The 17545-nt window shown below is 39.5% G+C and carries 16 protein-coding genes; 1 reads left to right on the top strand and 15 read right to left on the bottom strand.

Annotation, left to right across the window (positions count from 1 at the left end; genetic code table 11):
• Positions 1–10: 10 nt before the first annotated feature.
• Entirely contained in the window at positions 11–862 is an 852-nt protein-coding gene (locus BACINT_RS18450; RefSeq protein WP_007665834.1) for a DUF7281 domain-containing protein, read from the top strand.
• 203 nt (positions 863–1065) lie between these two features.
• On the opposite strand, the gene BACINT_RS18445 is transcribed toward BACINT_RS18450, so the two are convergent.
• From BACINT_RS18445 to BACINT_RS18375, 15 genes are all read right to left on the bottom strand, one after another.
• Entirely contained in the window at positions 1066–1872 is an 807-nt protein-coding gene (locus BACINT_RS18445; RefSeq protein WP_044155111.1) for a metallophosphoesterase, read from the bottom strand.
• A gap of 34 nt (positions 1873–1906) precedes the next feature.
• Complete coding sequence (rhuM, locus tag BACINT_RS18440) at positions 1907–3295, bottom strand: RhuM family protein (RefSeq protein ID WP_007665832.1); 1389 nt, start codon at positions 3293–3295, stop codon at positions 1907–1909.
• Positions 3295–4311: a Fic family protein gene (locus BACINT_RS18435; RefSeq protein WP_007665831.1), complete on the bottom strand. Its 1017-nt coding sequence runs from the start codon at positions 4309–4311 to the stop codon at positions 3295–3297. Before BACINT_RS18435 ends, rhuM begins: the two co-directional genes overlap by 1 nt.
• Before the next feature lie 143 nt (positions 4312–4454).
• A complete protein-coding gene (locus tag BACINT_RS18430; protein WP_007665830.1) occupies positions 4455–4736 on the bottom strand; it encodes a hypothetical protein in 282 nt (93 codons plus the stop codon).
• Positions 4729–5127 (bottom strand): hypothetical protein, encoded by a 399-nt coding sequence (locus BACINT_RS18425; protein ID WP_007665829.1) that lies wholly within the window; start codon positions 5125–5127, stop codon positions 4729–4731. Before BACINT_RS18425 ends, BACINT_RS18430 begins: the two co-directional genes overlap by 8 nt.
• Before the next feature lie 5 nt (positions 5128–5132).
• Positions 5133–5960, bottom strand: coding sequence for a GIY-YIG nuclease family protein (locus BACINT_RS18420; protein ID WP_007665828.1), 828 nt, complete (start codon positions 5958–5960; stop codon positions 5133–5135).
• Between the two features lie 31 nt (positions 5961–5991).
• Positions 5992–9342 carry a DEAD/DEAH box helicase family protein gene (locus BACINT_RS18415; RefSeq protein ID WP_007665827.1) on the bottom strand — a complete coding sequence of 1117 codons (3351 nt, stop codon included), beginning with the start codon at positions 9340–9342 and terminating at the stop codon, positions 5992–5994.
• A gap of 7 nt (positions 9343–9349) precedes the next feature.
• Positions 9350–10369: a Fic family protein gene (locus tag BACINT_RS18410; protein ID WP_007665826.1), complete on the bottom strand. Its 1020-nt coding sequence runs from the start codon at positions 10367–10369 to the stop codon at positions 9350–9352.
• Positions 10370–10383: 14 nt separating this feature from the next.
• A complete protein-coding gene (locus tag BACINT_RS23390) occupies positions 10384–11514 on the bottom strand; it encodes a restriction endonuclease subunit S (RefSeq protein WP_007665825.1) in 1131 nt (376 codons plus the stop codon).
• 3 nt (positions 11515–11517) lie between these two features.
• Positions 11518–13014 carry a class I SAM-dependent DNA methyltransferase gene (locus tag BACINT_RS18400; RefSeq protein ID WP_007665823.1) on the bottom strand — a complete coding sequence of 499 codons (1497 nt, stop codon included), beginning with the start codon at positions 13012–13014 and terminating at the stop codon, positions 11518–11520.
• 32 nt (positions 13015–13046) lie between these two features.
• On the bottom strand, positions 13047–14795 hold the full coding sequence (locus tag BACINT_RS18395) for an ATP-binding protein (RefSeq protein ID WP_007665821.1): 1749 nt from the start codon (positions 14793–14795) through the stop codon (positions 13047–13049).
• Entirely contained in the window at positions 14782–16089 is a 1308-nt protein-coding gene (locus BACINT_RS18390; RefSeq protein WP_121736319.1) for an SIR2 family protein, read from the bottom strand. The genes BACINT_RS18395 and BACINT_RS18390 overlap by 14 nt, the downstream gene beginning before the upstream one ends.
• Positions 16090–16094: 5 nt before the next feature.
• Positions 16095–16295, bottom strand: a complete 201-nt coding sequence (locus tag BACINT_RS18385) for a helix-turn-helix domain-containing protein (RefSeq protein ID WP_007665817.1) — start codon at positions 16293–16295, stop codon at positions 16095–16097.
• 4 nt (positions 16296–16299) lie between these two features.
• On the bottom strand, positions 16300–17016 hold the full coding sequence (locus BACINT_RS18380) for a hypothetical protein (protein WP_007665814.1): 717 nt from the start codon (positions 17014–17016) through the stop codon (positions 16300–16302).
• 96 nt (positions 17017–17112) lie between these two features.
• Positions 17113–17517 carry a hypothetical protein gene (locus BACINT_RS18375; protein WP_007665801.1) on the bottom strand — a complete coding sequence of 135 codons (405 nt, stop codon included), beginning with the start codon at positions 17515–17517 and terminating at the stop codon, positions 17113–17115.
• Positions 17518–17545: the final 28 nt, after the last annotated feature.

Here is a 17545-nt window from a genome sequence, read left to right as displayed (position 1 = left end):
CGGATACAATATGGCAATAAGTGCGTCTATACAAGCATTGATAGCAGGTGAACAAGTCACAGGTTCAAAACTAAGCAGTAAGTTACGGGATGAACTATTGACCGAGGGTATGCTATTAGTTACCTCCCACGGCTCAAGAAAATCATATCGTGCCCGTGATACTGAAGCTTTAAAAAGATTTCTGATCGATAAGGATGAAAACTATCGCATTCTCGAAGTAAATATCTCAGATTCACGCGCTTCTATGGCGACAGAAACAGGTAACTCCAAACTTGTTATGGTTCGTTCCTGCCCAGGATTCCCTGTAAACAGCTATGAGCCTATTGGGTGTAGGCTTAACGGAGAACCTTTTATGGTAAAACCACAAAAAGGGAGTTTTGTTTTTGTCGCAGAATGGGAGACGTTCACAATACCTAAAGACGTAGTAGTGATAGGTATCGAGAATATGGAAAATTTCAGAATGATTCGCAATCAAAGAGTATTTTTCGAAAAATATCTTCAAGCGCATAAGCTTCCGAAAAAAGCACTCTTTGTGTCCCGCTACCCACAATCAACAGATCTTAGAAGATGGCTATGTACTATTCCCAATCATTATCTTCATTTCGGTGATTTTGATTTAGCAGGTATTGGCATATTTCTCTTTGAATTTCAACAATATTTAGGAGCGGAACGTTCTTCATTTCTAATTCCTTCCGATATTGACTCTCGTTTGAAGTCCGGTTCCGGAAAAAGATACGATGAACAGTATTGTCGTTTTAAGGACATTAAGTCAGATGAGAGTGATTTGCAGCAGTTGATAGATCGTATCCATCATGAACGAAAAGGTTATGACCAAGAAGGATATATTATGTTTGAATATTGATATTGCTCCCTCATCTTTTATTCGTTTTAAAAAGTGTAATAAGTCAGATTTATTCGCTTGAAAAAATGTAATTGCTTCCGTTGTCCACTATGGAAAATATTTGTATGCCCTAATAGGAACACTTATATTCAGGTAACAACTATTATATTCTATCGGGTATAATTCTGTCTATTGCATCATTATTATACCCGAAATGGTATAAATCAATATATTTGACAGAATTCCATAATATCGAGCATCTGATATAGTATTCCATCAATAGCAGAATGCCAACTTTGATGAAAATGCCCATAATACCAATGATTTATCGGATGATTGTTGGTTTTGAGATGGTTTAGAAGCATATCCATCGCTTTTCGTTCAAATTGTATATCCTCAATTAATGAAGGATCGTTCTCAGCCCATTGGTTAAGATTGCTTTTTGAGAATAGTTCGCAATATGAAGGTGCGGTATGTGTGACAACTGTATCAATCAAGAAGTTTGCACGGATGGTATTCAGCTTATCAGAATCGTAAATAGGAGCTTTGTTCTGCCAATATAAATTGCGAGAAATATCATTTTCTTGTGGTTCATTTGAATGAACACGGTATTTGCGTTTATCCCATTCATTTATGCGATAGATACGGTCAATAGAGATAGCTCCACCAACACAAAGGATGGTATGATTACAGGCTTGTAGAATAGTATAATCTGGAATAGCGATGAAGCGTTTGAAGTTGAACATTGCTCCATCGAAATAAGCTGGATTATCATGATTACCTCGCACAAACACAATCCAATTGTTGGCTTGGTTCATTCGCTTGACATTTCGTCTAACCATCTGTTCATAGTACTCTTTCTTTTCGAAGCCAAAGCCACAATCCCCGGCTACAATTAGCAAGGTGTCCGTAAGCTGATATTGGATGCAGAGTTTGAACACCAACTGATTAAAGTCTCCATGAATATCACCAGAGACAATAATTGTCTTGGCTTCGGGAAAAGATAGTGAGAATATGCCGTTATGGTTTATCTTATGTTCCTGTTAATAGTGTTTATAGATAGAATTAATCTTTACCAAACAACCCTTTCTCTTTCCACCTCTTGAGTTCCTTATCAAAATCTGAAAGAAACTCATTATCTTGAATCAAGCGAAATTTATCATATTCAGCGTATGCCTTTTCTTTCGCTTGTTCGGCGGAAATGGTGTCAGCCTCATTATATTTATCATACTCATATAGAGTCAAGAAATCATCCAATTGCTTTTTCCAATCTGCCATTGTGGAAATGATTTGCCGTTCGGCACGAAGTTCAGCCAAATCAAGGAAAGCGGTTGAAAGACGATTGAAAGCAGAAACTTCTTTGTCTGATAGGTAATTCTGGACGATAATTGTATCCGACTTTTGAACTCTACCGTCAGGAGCGTTTTTCCACGTGGTAAGTCCCATGTGGGGCATTTGGGCATCTGCTCTTGAATAGATGATTTCGGCAGCCGTTTGATGTGAAGTAGCCCAATGCATCATATCTTGCACCATTTTGAAGAATTGTAGGGTGGTCTCTGCCTTAGGGTCATAATCGGCACTACATTCGGCATAGATATCGGTGATTTTCTGATAATACCGACGTTCTGAAGCTCGTATCTCTCGGATACGTTCTAATAGGTCGTCAAAATAATCTTTGCCAAAATGTTTGCCCTGTTTCAAGCGTTCATCATCCAATACAAATCCTTTTATGCTCATTTCTTTTAGAATCGATGTAGCCCACATCCGAAATTGGCCCGCTTGATAACTGCCCACACGATAACCAACGGCAATAACCGCATCCAAATTATAGAACAATGTATCATCGTTTTTGCCATCATGGGCAGTTGTTCGAATTTTTCGAATAACTGAGTTCTCGTTCAATTCACCGCTTTTGAATATATCTTTCAGATGATTGTTAATCGTATTCGTTTCGACACCAAACAAATCAGCCATTCGCTTTTGCGACATCCAAAATGTTTCACTATTAAAGATGACCTCTATACGACTTTCTCCTTGTTTCGTCTTATATAGCAATATCTTGGATGATAGACTATTGTCGATTAATTCAGGAGTTGATATTTCTTGTTTGAAATATTCTCTTGCCATTTGCACTTGCGGCTTCTTGCTATCGGCATTTTCCGCAATCATCAAACAAGCGATTCGTGATAGATGTATATTCTCCACCTTACGAAAGGAACCGGAAGCCTGTTTTACCATTTTAATCGTAGGGTTAAAATGCCCGGTAGTATTACAACCTTTCTTATTGGCTATGGCGATAGCTCTGTTTAGGATACGATTGAATTTTTGATATGTACTATAGCCTAATGCAGTGCACAGCTCACGAGAAGTCCAGTACTCTAAACCTTTTGCGTCTCGCTTTTTAATCCGCTCAAAGTCGGATTGAATAGGGGATGTGTTGTTCTCGTCTATCATTATTTCAGATTGTTTGAATTATACACCGCCAATCCTTTAATCGTCAACATATATTTCTGACGAGGATGACGGGGCTTGTCTGGGTAGAGCATAGAAACAGATCCCTCTTTTATGGCTGGATTGAGTGAGTATTCCATAAAATTCTCACGGTTCTTTAATCCTACAGAAGCCATCATCTCTTTAACTGATAATCTATTGTTTGCAATAGCCTTTATTAAGCGGCTGATATTCTCATTATCTATTTGTAAGGGATTGTCTGAGCTTGTCGGGGTACTTGTCGGGGTAGAGATAGCCATATCTTCGGGTGCATTAACCACCATGAAACGATTCCTCAATTCATTGTTTTCTCCTATCAAAAGGTTGCGGAAGAATCGTTCCAAGTAGACAGAATCTCTTTTGATGCCCTTTTGTATGTTTTGATAATTAGCTCTAACTAAAGCATTACGGAAATACCAAGAATGATTGGCGAAAAGGTTATTCTCAACATTGAATCCCATTGAGCGTAAATACTGGATGGTGAACACTGCTGTAGTTCGGGTATTGCCTTCTCCAAACGGATGAATCTGCCACAACCCGGATACGAATTGGGTAATATGACTTACTATTTGGTTTATATCCAATTCCGTATAATCAAAAGCCTTTTCTTGTTCAAGGTCATATTCTATGGCTCTACGGATGTCGGGAGCAGATACATAGGACACCGTATCGCCACGAAGCACCCATTCTTTTTGGGTGATATTGTAATCTCTGATTTGTCCGGCAAACTTGAATACTCCATCAAATATCCGCCGATGAATGGCGGTCAATCCAGCTACGGTAAAGGCAAACGAACGCTCATTCAATAGCTTGGTTATATTGGCAGAAACTTTATCGGCTTCCTCTGTTTCATTATCCTTTTCAGTACGAATGTCTTTTGAATCGTAGTAACTCTTGATAAGTTGTTGTACTTCATCAATGGTTATGTCTCCCTCAATATGCTTGCGAGCAGTTTCAATAAGATAATTCGAGGGCTTCAAGCCATCTACTGCTTGAAGTCCTATTGCTGTTTGCCACGCATAGCCTTTTTCACGCTTTTGCGGCTCGCCTTGTTGGGATGTATTCGTCGAAGTTAATCATTGAATATGTCTGAATTAATCCGCTTCTATTATATTGGTTGATGTTAAATAATTCTCAGTATACCTATAAGATAATCCAAACATATCCCAATTTTTTGGTAAGGTTTTAATTGTGGATTAATTGACATAATTACACTAAGATAATTCAATAAGATTGCAGGATTATAATCTTTGGTTGTTATTTCCAAAACTTGTTGAGAATATTTTAGCCATACACCATACAAGTCCTCTGAAAGATTATAATCTTTCATCTGTTTTAATCCGTCATCAATCAATTCACGAATATATTTGCGGGTTAATTCTTGATTTCTATTATAATTATTCATTTGTATGTTCTTTTTGAATGTCTTTTAATTGCTTTTCTAATTCGGTCGGATCTAGAGTATCACTTTGCTTAATAACATCGTCTCTTAAGAGTTTGATTTTATGTGTTATTTCATCTTGTTTAGCTTGTTCTTTATTAAGCTTAAAACCGTATCCTTCTATACTATTGATAAGAGGCATTATTAATAACAATAACCATAAAATTAATATTAAACTATTTCCGTCAAATTTGCAAATAAAGCATTGATTCACAAGTGTATCAAAGTTTTTGAACACATATATTGATGAGATAATTAACAATATTATGTACCATCCTTTTTTTACCCACTGCAGTTCACAGTTCACTCTACTTGTATCACATAGGAAGTTGTGAATTTTAGAAAATATCTTCATCTCTTTTATTCTAATTGTTTTCTATAAACAGAATCTAGAGTATTTCCATCTTTGTCTTTCCATACCAACCAGCCGTTATTGCTGCTACCAATACAGAAATCTGCGGCAGTACTGGGGCTTGAAAAAGTTTTATCCGATGTTAATACCAATATTCCGTTCTCGTTGGAAGTGTAATCTTGAAGCATCTTTTCTCGTTTTTCTTTCCAGTTGAAAGACGGAACCATTGTTTGGGCAACAATACTCCCTTTTAGGACTGTAAAGCCATCGGAACTGTAGAAGCCCTTTGCATTGCACCCTCTACCTTTGGTGTAGAATAGATGTTCCTCTTTGGGTTGTGATACTTCAAAGATATTGCAACCGATAAATGATGCCAGAAATTTCACATCTTCAAAAAATTCATCCATTGAATCTTGTTGATGCTCTGGTAGATTCGGTGCTTTAGGGATTTGTTTATTATCGCTTAAAACAAAAGCGTTTGCTTTCTTGGCTTCAGCTATCGCTTTATGTTCTAGGTATTGCACATCAACTTTAGTCATATCGGCATCTTTCGATACGAATATAAGTGCTTTTTGCCAAAACACCTTCTTGCTGTCGTGGTCTTTCACACGCTCTTTAAAATTTTCCGTTTCACCAATGTATGCCTGCGGCTTAGTTGATTCATCTTCGCCCAGTAATATATAAAATGCAGGTTTCTGCAACTTCTCTTGAGTATTCAGATAAGAGAGGTTAGAACGTGGCACGACAAACATCTGGCAAATCTTATTGCTGATGAATGCATATTGAGTTCCTTTCGGGTCTCCGTCTATGAGATATGTTGTTACTGTCTTCCCCATAATTATCTTCTGTTTTCTATTGTTCTTTTATTTACGCCGCAATCACCCTACTGATTAGTTTTACATAATCAATAAGTGCTTTAGGGCTATCACGGAAGATAGCTGTGAACTTATTGAAAGGTGGTTGCTGCAATACAACAGTGGCAATATCCCCATTTTCACATACATAACGAATGAGTGTACGCAGATACTCCTCTTGCATACGAGTCAGTTCCGCACCATGAATCAATGCACGATATTTTTCCAATGCTATATCCTGCTCCACGCCAATGATGGAACGGATGAAAGCTGCCACATTATGCTGGTAGGGCTTGGTTCTTGTTTGTGCCTCAAACTCTTCTTTTGAACCCAACTCTTCCCAGAAAATCTGTTCCAATCGGGCGATGTCTTGTTCGGAAAGCGGGTCAAGGTGGTATATCTTCTGCAATGTATCGTCATCCGACAAATGTTCTTTGAGATAATCCTCCACCCGGCGGCGATAGGTGCGGATAGGGGTTACATTGACTCCCGAATTATCCTCTTCAAACGTGTCTGTCACATTGATGGTAAACGTTTGTCCTACCGTACCGCCATCCAAGTATTGGATGAGTTCACGAAGCTCTTTCCTGATACGTTCGAGTGAACCCAAACTTTTGGATTCCCAGAAGTGGGGAGACAGCACTTCGTCCAGTACATCCATCTTTGCCATTACCTGCGGAATGGATGCTTTCTTTTCTTTGAGATAAGCGGCTATGTCCATTATCTTCCGCTCTGAGGAGGTTGAATTGACTGTTTCGTCCACCAAGGCAAGTTGAGATTTGAGCACAAGTGCATCAAGTTTCAATGCAGACGTATCGGTAGTGGCGTTTTTAAGCAATGGTGAAATATTGCTTTTCATAGCCATTGCATCGCCAAGCGTCAAACAGGTCATGGCTTCCGGATTGGCGTATGTTTCAACGGCTCTCAGTTGCAGGCGCACATCTATCCGGTTTCTGTTCAAGGCGGCAATTTGTTGGTGCAGAATGTCGGCAAGGTCGTTGTGAAAAGCCTTTGCCTCCTCGTTGCTTTGATACTTGCCGTCTTGCAAGGCGAATTTGATGTCCGTGCGCAGATTAAATATCAAACTGACGATGGATTGCGACTTTGTAGGTCGGGCACCTTCGGGATGCATCTCGAAATACTCAAAGTTCCGGTAAAAGTCGAATATCAAGAACTCTTTTTTGTGTTGTCCTTCGCCAAACAGGTTTTCGCACAAGCGTGTACCTCTACCTATCATTTGCCAGAATTTTATCTTGGAATGGATGGGCTTGAAGAAAACCAAATTCACAATCTCAGGCACATCAATACCTGTGTCGAGCATATCTACCGATACGGCAATCTGAGGTTGTTTGCTTACATCTGCAAACTTATCAAGCAGGTCGGACGAATACTTCTCGTAGTTATCGATGACCCTGCAGAAGTCCGATCCCAAGTCGGGATAGAGTGCTGCAAACCGTTCGGCAATAAACACGGCGTGCTTGTGGTTGTAGGCAAAGATGATGGTTTTACCTATCAGGGTATTGTCTTTCACCCGGATGCCGTCGTTCATCAGCCTATTCAGCACATGGTCAACGGTATTTTGGTTGAAAATGTATTTGAATATCTCCGTTGCGTTAATGGTGCGGCTGTACGGGTCATCTGGTTCTAATCCAGCTTTCATTTTCTCATACTCGAAAATCTCTTCCAACTGTTTCCGCTCTTCCGGGGTAAGTTGTTCAGGGTCAATTCCTGTGGTCAGAATCTTTGAGTTGTCTTTTATTGCTCTGAATGGGTTCAGATAACCATCTGCTACCGCTTCGTCATATTCGTAGCTGTCGGTCGGTTCGCCCTGCTCCATGCCGAACAGGTCGTATGTAGAGCGGTCAACTTCATCACGTGGAGTTGCCGTCAGTCCTAAGAGCAGGCAATCGAAATACTCAAAGATTGCTCCATATTTACCGAATACACTGCGGTGTGCTTCGTCAATGATGATAAGGTCAAATCTGCCTAATGAGAATGTTTTTGCATCCCTGTCCAGATGTCCTATCATGGTCTGATAAGTGGAGAATAGGATTCGTGCCGATATATCCACATCGCTGTCACGCAAGGAACTGACCGTCATGTTGGGCAATAACTTAGTGTCATTCTTTTTTGCCTGATTGACCAGTTCGATACGGTCGGCAAGGAACAGCACGTTTTTCACCCAATTGTTTCGCACCAGCACATCCACGAGCGAGATGCTGACACGTGTCTTTCCTGTTCCGGTAGCCATCACCAATAGGGCACGGCGATGCTTGTCATTATAATGCTTGCAGACAGATTCGATTACTCGTTTCTGATAGTTGCGGTTGGTTATCTTGTCCGAAATCTGTAAATCGGTAATGTCGTTGCGTCCACGTTGCGCTATCATTCTGCGCAACTCGTCAATGGTATGGAATCCCATCACTTTGCGCGACGGATAACCAATGCCGTCTATTAAGTGAGTTTCAAAACCATTGGTATAATAGATAACCGGACGAGAACAAGTGTAGCGTGTTGCCAGACAGTCGGCATACAATTCCGCTTGGTGGCGACCTACTGTCGCATCTACACTGGTGCGTTTGGCTTCCACTACTGCCAGTGGTGTTCCGTCTGCATCAAACAGTACATAGTCCGCATATCCAACACCGCTCTCATTGGGCATACCCTGTACTTCTATCTCTATTCCGGCTTGACGGGGGATGATTTCACCTTTATGTTCAGAAACTTTCCAATCTGCTTCGTGAAGCAACAGGTCGATATACAATTTCCGGGTTTCCGCTTCCGAGAGGTCGTTTACAACAGGCTGTGCATCCACCGTTGTAGGTTGTGCATCTGAACTTTCTTTCACCGCTTTTGCGGCAGTATCGGCAGTCTGCGTGGTAGCAGAAGATGCTTGCTCTGTTTGAGGAACAACGGCAAGGTTGCTTGGTTGGGGTGATTGGGGAATCAGCTCTTTGTCAAAGTCTGGCAATGTGTCAATCACCTGCCAAGCCAATAGGATGGAACCAATGATGTAATAGAGATTTAGTACAGCAAAGAAAGACTCTCTGCGCCCCACAAATCCGTCACTGGCGTGTGCAGCATTGTTTCCGATTTTGCGCACATAGTGAATGCGCTTCATCAAGTCTTCGCTGTCTATAAATGCCGTGAAGCGTTCATCGGTGGTGAGCGAAAGCAATGAGGCACGTTCGCCTATTTGCCATCCTTTTAGGCGATAAACGGTCTTTACCATCGTTTCCAATGCAAGTCGTGCCTGCGTGGCTGAGACCATTGGATTAGCTACTTGAAAATCCTCTGCCGTAGCACAATAACGATAAATTGTTCTTAATCCGTCAATGTCTTTTATGATGTCGAAATTCTTCATAACTCAATCATTCTATAAATTTCCAATAACCATCCTTGTCCGATCCGATTCGCTGAATGACCGTTCCATTCAACTTCTTGATATGTCGTGCAACAGTGGCACGACCGACATTCAGGAGTTTGGCGTACTCATCGTATGTATATTCTGGGTGTTCTTTAATGGCTGCAATGAGCTGGGCTGTGGTGTCTTTAGGCGTTGCAGTATCATTTACAGTATCACTTTTCGCTTTTGCAGTATCATCCATGCTTTGTTGATACTGTAAAATCCGATTTTCAAGATTGGTAGTATGCTGCGTAAGCATTACATCTTGAACAATGGTGCTGTCTTCCTGCTCCCTACTGTCAATCAAAGCCTGAATGTATTCGCCTTTAGCATCTTTGGTAACAATAGACGGGATAAGACCCAACTGTCGTTGTACGATGTTCATCAGCAATCGGGTAGTACGCCCGTTGCCGTCAACCCACGGATGAATGGTGACGAGGCGGAAGTGCGCTTCAAAACTCAACCGATAACATGCCGCCATATCGTTTCTATCCACAGATGCCAGTTCCCCGTTTAACCAATCGCAGAAGTCTGCTGTTGCTTTAGGTATTTTCTGAAATGCCAGATAACTTCTGCCTCCTATTCCGGCACTTACATTGCAGCGTCGCAATTCTCCTTTGGAGGAATCAAAACTGCCACCCATCGTGGAGTATTCCGAACCTGTACGGCGCATGACTTTGGCAGACAATTCGCATAAAAGTTCAACAGAGTATGGTTGTCCAGTTTTCGCCCATTCAAAGCCATAGAGGTATGCGTTTTTCAAGTCCACATTCATCATCTGCTCGTTCAGGCTTCTTCCTTTGGCTGCAATTCCCTCGTCAAACAACAACTGGTTTTCTACTTCGGTAACAGTAGAACCCTCGATAGCCGTAGAATGAGTAATAAGAGAGTACAGGTAGAATTTTTCATAATCCACCTGCTGGTCTATCCCCGAAGCTGTATATCGGCTGATGGTTTCTATCAGTTTCTTATCAATCTCTTTCATACCGTTGTCTTGTTTTAAGAGAAATAATATTGCATTCGTTCTGCCATCAGGGTCTCGGTTTCGGCTAATTGGTCGCGGATTAGTTCTTTTTGCTTTTCGATGGCTTCGACTTGGCTGACGAAGTGTTGCTGAAGTTTAATGGGAGGCACTATCATATCAAACTTTCTAATCATAGCAATTGAGAGGTATGCAATAGTACTTCCATTTTGTGCTTTCTCAATTTGATTCTTGAACAAAGACGATTGAAACATAAATCCAAGAAAGGCAGATAAAACAGTTGACTTAAGATTTTTCAGCCATGTAATCATCCCATCTTGAAAATAGAAGCAATCTTCGTCCTTTACGATATAGCATAACCCTAACGTTCCTCTTGATGTTATTAATAAATCGCTTTCATTTGGAACTAATTTTTTGGATTTTAATTCCTCGTATTTAGCCTGCGAGATAAATATTCCAGTATCGCTATATCCATATTCAATCAAATTAGGAAAATCACTAATTTTATAAAATGGAATACCTGATTTTGTTTGTTCGGATTGGTATATTCTTTTGCTAGAAGTGACTTCACTTATTTCTCCTATCTTCATAATCTCCCATCCTTTCGGATTAGTTACAGGGTCGCCAAACATATCAAGGAAGATAGATTGAGCGAGGGCATCAAGGTCGGTAATCTGCGTTTTGTAGCCGTCAATCATTTCTTGCACTGCATCCAATTCTGATGCGATTGTTTGTTGCTCAACAAGTGTTGGAATGACAATTTGCACTTTTTGCAAATTGGCTCTTGTTATTTGAGGTTGCGCAGCCCCTGTAATGACTTTACTATAATCAATAGCAGATACAGCTTTCCCTAAAAAAGCAAAATCTAATAGATTTTCTTCTTTAGGGTGAACCACCATTGCATTACCATTAATCCATGAGAATGGTTTACTTATATTTATTGTTCCACAAGTCGCTCCACGACAAGTAATAAGCACTTCTGGAAATTTATGATTATATTCATTGTATTTGCCAATAACTCCATTAGCACCATATACAAGATATTTGCCATTAGAGTCCAAACAACTTGTTGCTATTGTTTTAGGTTGATAAAGATTGCATACCTCACCTAAAAAAATCTTTTGCCACTTTGATTTATCCACTCTCATACCCTACGAATTTAGCAGTTTCTTAAACTCAGCAAAGGCTGCGTCAATAGCCTTCTGTCTTTCCTCCATTCGAGCGATAATAGTTTCCGGTGCTTCATATTCAATAACTTCACGCTCCACTTCGTGATAACGCTTATAACTAAGGTCGTAGCCATTGGCACGAATTTCATCGGCAGTGACAAAAAATGACTGTTCTTTGCGACTGCGGTCGGTTTCCGCTTCGAGGTTATGGAAACGGGAGATTATATCAGGTATGTCATTTTGTTCAGGCTGAGGAGTGCGCTGCGTGGTGAGTGAGAATCCATCGGCACGCATATCGTAAAACCAAACCTTGTCAGTACCGCCTGTACCTGTCTTAGTAAAGATGATGATAGCGGTAGAGACTCCGCTATAAGGTTGGAACACACCGGAGGGCATCGTGATGACGGCTTGCATACAGTGCTTATCCACTAATGCGGAACGTATAGTCTTATAGGCTTGCGCATCACCTGTGAGAACCGTGTCCGGTACAATGGAAGCACACCGTCCGCCTGACTGAAGCATCCGCATCATCAAGGCAAGAAACAGCAACTCCGTTTTCTTGGTCTTGACAGCCGCTTTCAGCGTGTGCGCTATGTCGTCAGTGTCAAGGCTACCTGCAAACGGAGGATTGGCAAGGCAAAGGGTATAGCGGTTTGTATCGTTGTTCTCGTCAGACAGCGAGTTACGATAATACAGATTAGGCTCGTCTACATCGTGAAGCATCATGTTCATGCAACCGATGCGGAGCATGGAAGCGTCCGAATCCGAACCGTGAAATATCTCTTTGCGGAAACGGTCTCCCTCTCCTATATTAAGCAAATCATCACTCTGATGCTCTGTGATAAATTTGGCTGCTTCCATAATAAAACCCGCAGAACCCATTGCCGGGTCGCAGATGGTATCATTAAGAGTGGGTCGCATCAGTTCCACCATCATGCGGATGATATGGCGAGGGGTGCGGAATTGTCCGTTTGTACCCGATGCTGCCATGATGCCGAGCATATACTCATACACATCACCCATCATGTCAGCCCCATCGGACGTGATATTTTCAATACTTTCGATGACACGCGATAGCAGGCGAGCATTGGTAATTTGGAAAACAGTGTCTTCCATTGCCTTTCTATAAGCCGAACCCTCTTTCCCAACATGACGCAAAAAGATAAACACATCGTTGCGCACCCTATCCAACATTTTGGTCGGTTCCATTTCTTTGAATACGTGCCAACGCATTTCGTGGTAGGGTACATCTTTGTCGGTGGATGGATTGCGCCACACTCCTTCGGGGAATGTTGGGTTAAGCAAAACATCGCCCGTAAGATTTGCTATCGCTTCCTTTTCACGTTGCTTGTCGTCAAGCATCTTCATAAAGAGCAGATAAGTTATCTGTTCAAAGATTGCCGATGGTTGGGTAAAGCCATTGTTCCAGAATGTTTGCCATACATCATCCACCTTTTGTTTTATATCGCCTGTAATCATATTGTTCTTATGCTAATTTTGTTTCTACTTTTTTACAATCTCTTAAATTGTGGCGTATGCGAATTAGGTTCAGTCTGTGGTAAATTGACTTTTAGCATTACGGGCATTGGAAAATCTACTCCCATAAGTATAGCCTCTCCTGCACCTAATACTGGTAAATACGCCAATGTTGATTTATTTGCAGCAGAACAAGCACTTTCTACCGCTTCTTTGTCTTTATGATTTATTAATCGGTGAACTAAAAAAGTACCCATTTGGCTTAAAGTTCCCAATGGAATATCTCTTGGCATTTGTGTTGCCAAGCAAAGGAATAAGCCATATTTTCTACATTCCTTTGCTATGGAATCAAAAGAATCTAAACGCATGGATTGAAAATATTCATCTTTAACTTCTTTGTTCAGAAATTGGTGCGCTTCATCTGCAAAGAACACAATAGGTTGTGTCTTGAAATCTCCTTTTCTTGCTTTGTTAAGTAAGAATTTAGCTATGGCATTAGCTAATATTTCTCTTGTTTGAAAGTCATAGGGAACATCTTCAAAACCGATACGTAGAATGTGTTTTGACTTGTTGCTTATAAAAGATTCAATTGTCTCACACAAATCTTTTTTAGGCTCTTTTCCTATGCCAAATATTTGCTTAAATGCTTTGTCTGATACCTTACTATATATACGAATAATTAGACTAGCGATGTTGTCACTTGTTCTTTTGTCAACATCTCCCCACATTTCAACATTACTGCCATTACTTTCATATACGGCTTCCTCCTTTAATTGGATTACAAGTTTTGTTAAATCAAATTCAGAATTATCTTCCTCTATTTCTGCCATATATTTCGTTTCAAAATGTCTAAAAGCATCTTTATAATGACATTTTTTTCTAATTATACCGCCTACACACGTTATGAATTTATCTGTAAACTTAGGATGATAAAATTTCCCATCTTCTGGTAATTTTTCGTTTTCCTCTAAACACTTTGCCAATTTAAGTGATTTTATCGCATCTAATAATTTGGGCTGTTGCACTTGTCCCGCAGGTCTGAACAATGCGAACCAATCTCCAACGGATAAACGGGAATAATGAAAGTAGCTATCTTTATTTATAATAGCACTTTCTACATAATCTTTAGAATCAAAACCTGAATATTCTCCAGTAGGATCTATGATAATAGCTTTAGCCTTGGCATTTGAAATTCCTTCAAGTAGTTTACTTGTTGTATAACTCTTGCCTCCTCCAGTAGTTCCAACAATAGCACAATGGCGACCAAACAAAGCGTCCAAAGAGATTTCCACAGGAGTTGTTTTATCTTGTGTCAATACACCAAGTTTCATAAGGCATGGGGCAGTATTTTCTTTTTTTACGCCGAATCGTTTAAAGAAACTTTGTATGAAGTAAGAAGCGCAAACAAATACTTTAGCTCCAATTGGAGGTAGTGTGTTAAGTCCACGCTGTATTTCTTCTGGATTTTCAAAACTAAAAGACAATAGAATTTCAATGTATCCTATGGGATGCATTTCATTAGTTTCAAAAGACTTTTCGCTTAGTTCCAAACGCTCTTTTTCAGGTAATTCTATTCCTTGTATTTTTCCTAAGAATCCCATTTGATGCCCTTCTATTACTACATAGTTGCCTACTAAACCGCCGTGATATAGTTCACCATACTTGAAAAAAGGTTGTAACAAAGCGGAGGAAGGGAAATGTACCTTCACTCCTTGTGGAGTTACTTGATTGATAAAACCAATAAAGTGCTCGTTTACAAATGGATTATAATTAGTTCCCTTCATTGACAATTTTCACTAAACGATATTCATCGGATTGGTCATATATTTTGATGTTTGGATAAGCGTCAACAAATTCTTTAAAAGTTTCATTGACCATCATTATATTACCTCTTTCACCAGCTTCTTTATAGAAAATGTCGCTTTCTATGATACCTGTGTCCCTGTAATTGATAATGATAAGTTGAAAACTTGGATTTTGTTCCAAAGCTTCGTTTATCATGGATAATATGTGCTTGTCACCAAAGCTAAATCCTATAACAACCAATGTAGTATTTTTCATACGTAACGCAGCTTGAAAACGAGTCATCATTTCAAAAAATGGTTGTTCGTAAGAGTGTTCATATTTATTTTCTTGCGGAAAAATCATTAATGAATCTTCTACAGAAATTTCTTCTGCCTTATTTTGGTAAACGTTGTTGCCTCGTTTTTCCCAATCTACCGAACCATGTGGTTTGTATAGGTGGAAAACTCGTGGAACAAAATTGTCCTCGTTCTTAATTCTGCTACCATCACGAATTACGATATCGTAATCAAAATGTCTTCCACTGAATATCCGTGGAATGGAAAAAGAGAATCCATCTATTATTGTATAATTCCCTTTTCGTGCAGCTTGCTCAAATAGGGTGTCATAGTTTAAGGTAAATAACTTTACCCTTGCAATAGAACTTTTTCGTTTAGTAATCTTATTAAGAAATTTTTCATGCACACTGGATGATTCGGAAGATGTTATTTGTAGATTGCAATTATCTTTAATCATCTTCTTTATTTTGCTAACGGTATATGTAATATTCCATTCTTCTTTATCTGTTTTGAAAATCGGTTCTGTGATATAATCTTTTGCTTTTTCTGCTAATGAAAGGACTTTTTCTAGGTTTTTTCTATATTCGTCTTTCTCGTCTTTGTCAGTATATCTGACTTTTTCGCAAAAGGCATCCATATTCTGTTTTCCACCAAGCAAAACCGTAGCATCATCCCATAAATTACACATAAGTTTGCCTTTCTTGTCATTCTCTCCAAAAAGGTAGGAAGAACCTGCACCAGTAAGAAACAAGAGATTCTCAATTTGGTAATTTAGCTTCTTTCCATATTCTTGACGTTTTAATTTGTGGGCGTAGTTTTCTATGTCAGTCGAGATGTTGCCTCCGCTTTTGCGTTTGGCAATAAGCTCTTCTGGAAGTATGGAAACGACTCCATTCTTTATATCAGTGAACGAATCTCCTTCTTTCACTAAATAAAGTGTAAATCCATCTTTTTTTAAAAGACAGATATTTTTAGTTTGTTCTTCTTGCTTCTTCATACTACTCATCTGTCTTTTATTAAATCTTTCACATCAATATTCAATATATCAGCAATTTCAAATAGCACTTCCAAACTTGGTTGCCGTCTGTTGCATACATACGCATTGACTATACAGAAACTCTTGCCGAGTTTCTCGGCCAGCCAAGTTTGTTTGATACCTCTTTCTTCAAGTACCTCTTTTATCCGATTCATGGGTTTATCCATCGCTTTATTTTTTACAAAAGAAATCTATAGTCAAATCAACCATTAATGCAGTTATTGTAACTCCACGCTTTGCTTCATCATTCTTGATAGATGATTTTACAACAGAAGAAATGAAACTGGTTACTAAATGCAACATCTTGTTGACTGGCTTATCTTCCGGTTTATTGTTAAGTGTTGCATCTATACTTTGTAAAGCTGTAATTGCTGCATTTGCTTTTGAAAAATTTTCATCATCCGGTGCAATAGCTTCCGCAATGCTTACTGCATATTTAGATACCGCAAGTATATCGGCAACTTTCAGTTGTTGTCCATATGGGTTTTGATATAAGACTTCTTCTTGCCTAAATATATGATTAGGCTGATAAAGAATATTTTGCGCATATGTGTAATGGGTTCGATATATATTGCGAATATTAATCTCATTTTGTAAGGCTTTCAAACATCCCACAACATTCATTCGCAATAATGTATCATCTTTGATGTTGTCAATGGAAGTTGGTAATATGTCAGGCAAAATCCCATTAGAGAGCATTTCCTGTTTCGTCTGACTTTGTACCGATTCTGCAAAATTAGGGATGCCTATATAGCCTGTAGCAATATAGTGACTTATCATTTTATTTCTATCTCCCAGCATATACGCTTTATAAAGATTGGAATATGCTATTTCCAATCTTAAAACTTCATTAGCTTGTTGCTGTTCAAGTATGCCTATTGCGTTCATATATTTATTGTTTTTCCGTTTGCAAAGATATAAAATTATCTGCTATATAAAGAGAAAAGGAGAGGAGAAATCCCCTCCTTAACTCAAAATCAAATGTCAGACATTCAAATCTTTCATCGCCAATCCATAGTTCTCTTGTCCGAACAGATCTTGATGGATGAGCTTCAACCCAAGAGTCTGATAATACTTGTAGTCATCACCTTCTGTGCAGAGGTATTTGTAACCGTAGCGTGGCATGTACTCCTTAAAGAAACGAGTCAAGTCTTTGAGGCTTTCGGCTTGGTTCTTCTTGAAGTTACTACGCACAATGATGATGCTCCAGTCGGGAAAGTTGCCTCTTCCTTCGCTATACTCCCAGAAGCGTATGTAGCAGTCCAAATCACGCTCACGGATGTCCACGCAAAAGCCATTGGCATTTTGCATCACGCTACAACTGTTTCTGTAGCCAAATTTCTCACACAAGTAGAGATTGAAATCAAGAATCAAATCGTTTTGTAACATAATTGATTGAATTTAAAAAGTTAATAAA

The sequence above is a fragment of the Bacteroides intestinalis DSM 17393 genome, assembly GCF_000172175.1.
Taxonomy (GTDB): domain Bacteria; phylum Bacteroidota; class Bacteroidia; order Bacteroidales; family Bacteroidaceae; genus Bacteroides; species Bacteroides intestinalis.
The sequence above is the reverse complement of the archived record's forward strand: the minus strand, read 5'-3'. Positions and strand labels throughout refer to the sequence as shown.

Excerpts from the sequence above, each read along its gene's own strand:
- BACINT_RS18450 (WP_007665834.1), top strand. The coding sequence starts at position 11 with ATGGCAATAAGTGCGTCTATACAAGCATTGATAGCAGGTGAACAAGTC.
- rhuM (WP_007665832.1), bottom strand. The coding sequence starts at position 3,295 with ATGATAGACGAGAACAACACATCCCCTATTCAATCCGACTTTGAGCGG.
- BACINT_RS18430 (WP_007665830.1), bottom strand. The coding sequence starts at position 4,736 with ATGAATAATTATAATAGAAATCAAGAATTAACCCGCAAATATATTCGT.
- BACINT_RS18425 (WP_007665829.1), bottom strand. The coding sequence starts at position 5,127 with ATGAAGATATTTTCTAAAATTCACAACTTCCTATGTGATACAAGTAGA.
- BACINT_RS18420 (WP_007665828.1), bottom strand. The coding sequence starts at position 5,960 with ATGGGGAAGACAGTAACAACATATCTCATAGACGGAGACCCGAAAGGA.
- BACINT_RS18415 (WP_007665827.1), bottom strand. The coding sequence starts at position 9,342 with ATGAAGAATTTCGACATCATAAAAGACATTGACGGATTAAGAACAATT.
- BACINT_RS18410 (WP_007665826.1), bottom strand. The coding sequence starts at position 10,369 with ATGAAAGAGATTGATAAGAAACTGATAGAAACCATCAGCCGATATACA.
- BACINT_RS23390 (WP_007665825.1), bottom strand. The coding sequence starts at position 11,514 with ATGAGAGTGGATAAATCAAAGTGGCAAAAGATTTTTTTAGGTGAGGTA.
- BACINT_RS18400 (WP_007665823.1), bottom strand. The coding sequence starts at position 13,014 with ATGATTACAGGCGATATAAAACAAAAGGTGGATGATGTATGGCAAACA.
- BACINT_RS18395 (WP_007665821.1), bottom strand. The coding sequence starts at position 14,795 with ATGAAGGGAACTAATTATAATCCATTTGTAAACGAGCACTTTATTGGT.
- BACINT_RS18390 (WP_121736319.1), bottom strand. The coding sequence starts at position 16,089 with ATGAAGAAGCAAGAAGAACAAACTAAAAATATCTGTCTTTTAAAAAAA.
- BACINT_RS18385 (WP_007665817.1), bottom strand. The coding sequence starts at position 16,295 with ATGGATAAACCCATGAATCGGATAAAAGAGGTACTTGAAGAAAGAGGT.
- BACINT_RS18380 (WP_007665814.1), bottom strand. The coding sequence starts at position 17,016 with ATGAACGCAATAGGCATACTTGAACAGCAACAAGCTAATGAAGTTTTA.
- BACINT_RS18375 (WP_007665801.1), bottom strand. The coding sequence starts at position 17,517 with ATGTTACAAAACGATTTGATTCTTGATTTCAATCTCTACTTGTGTGAG.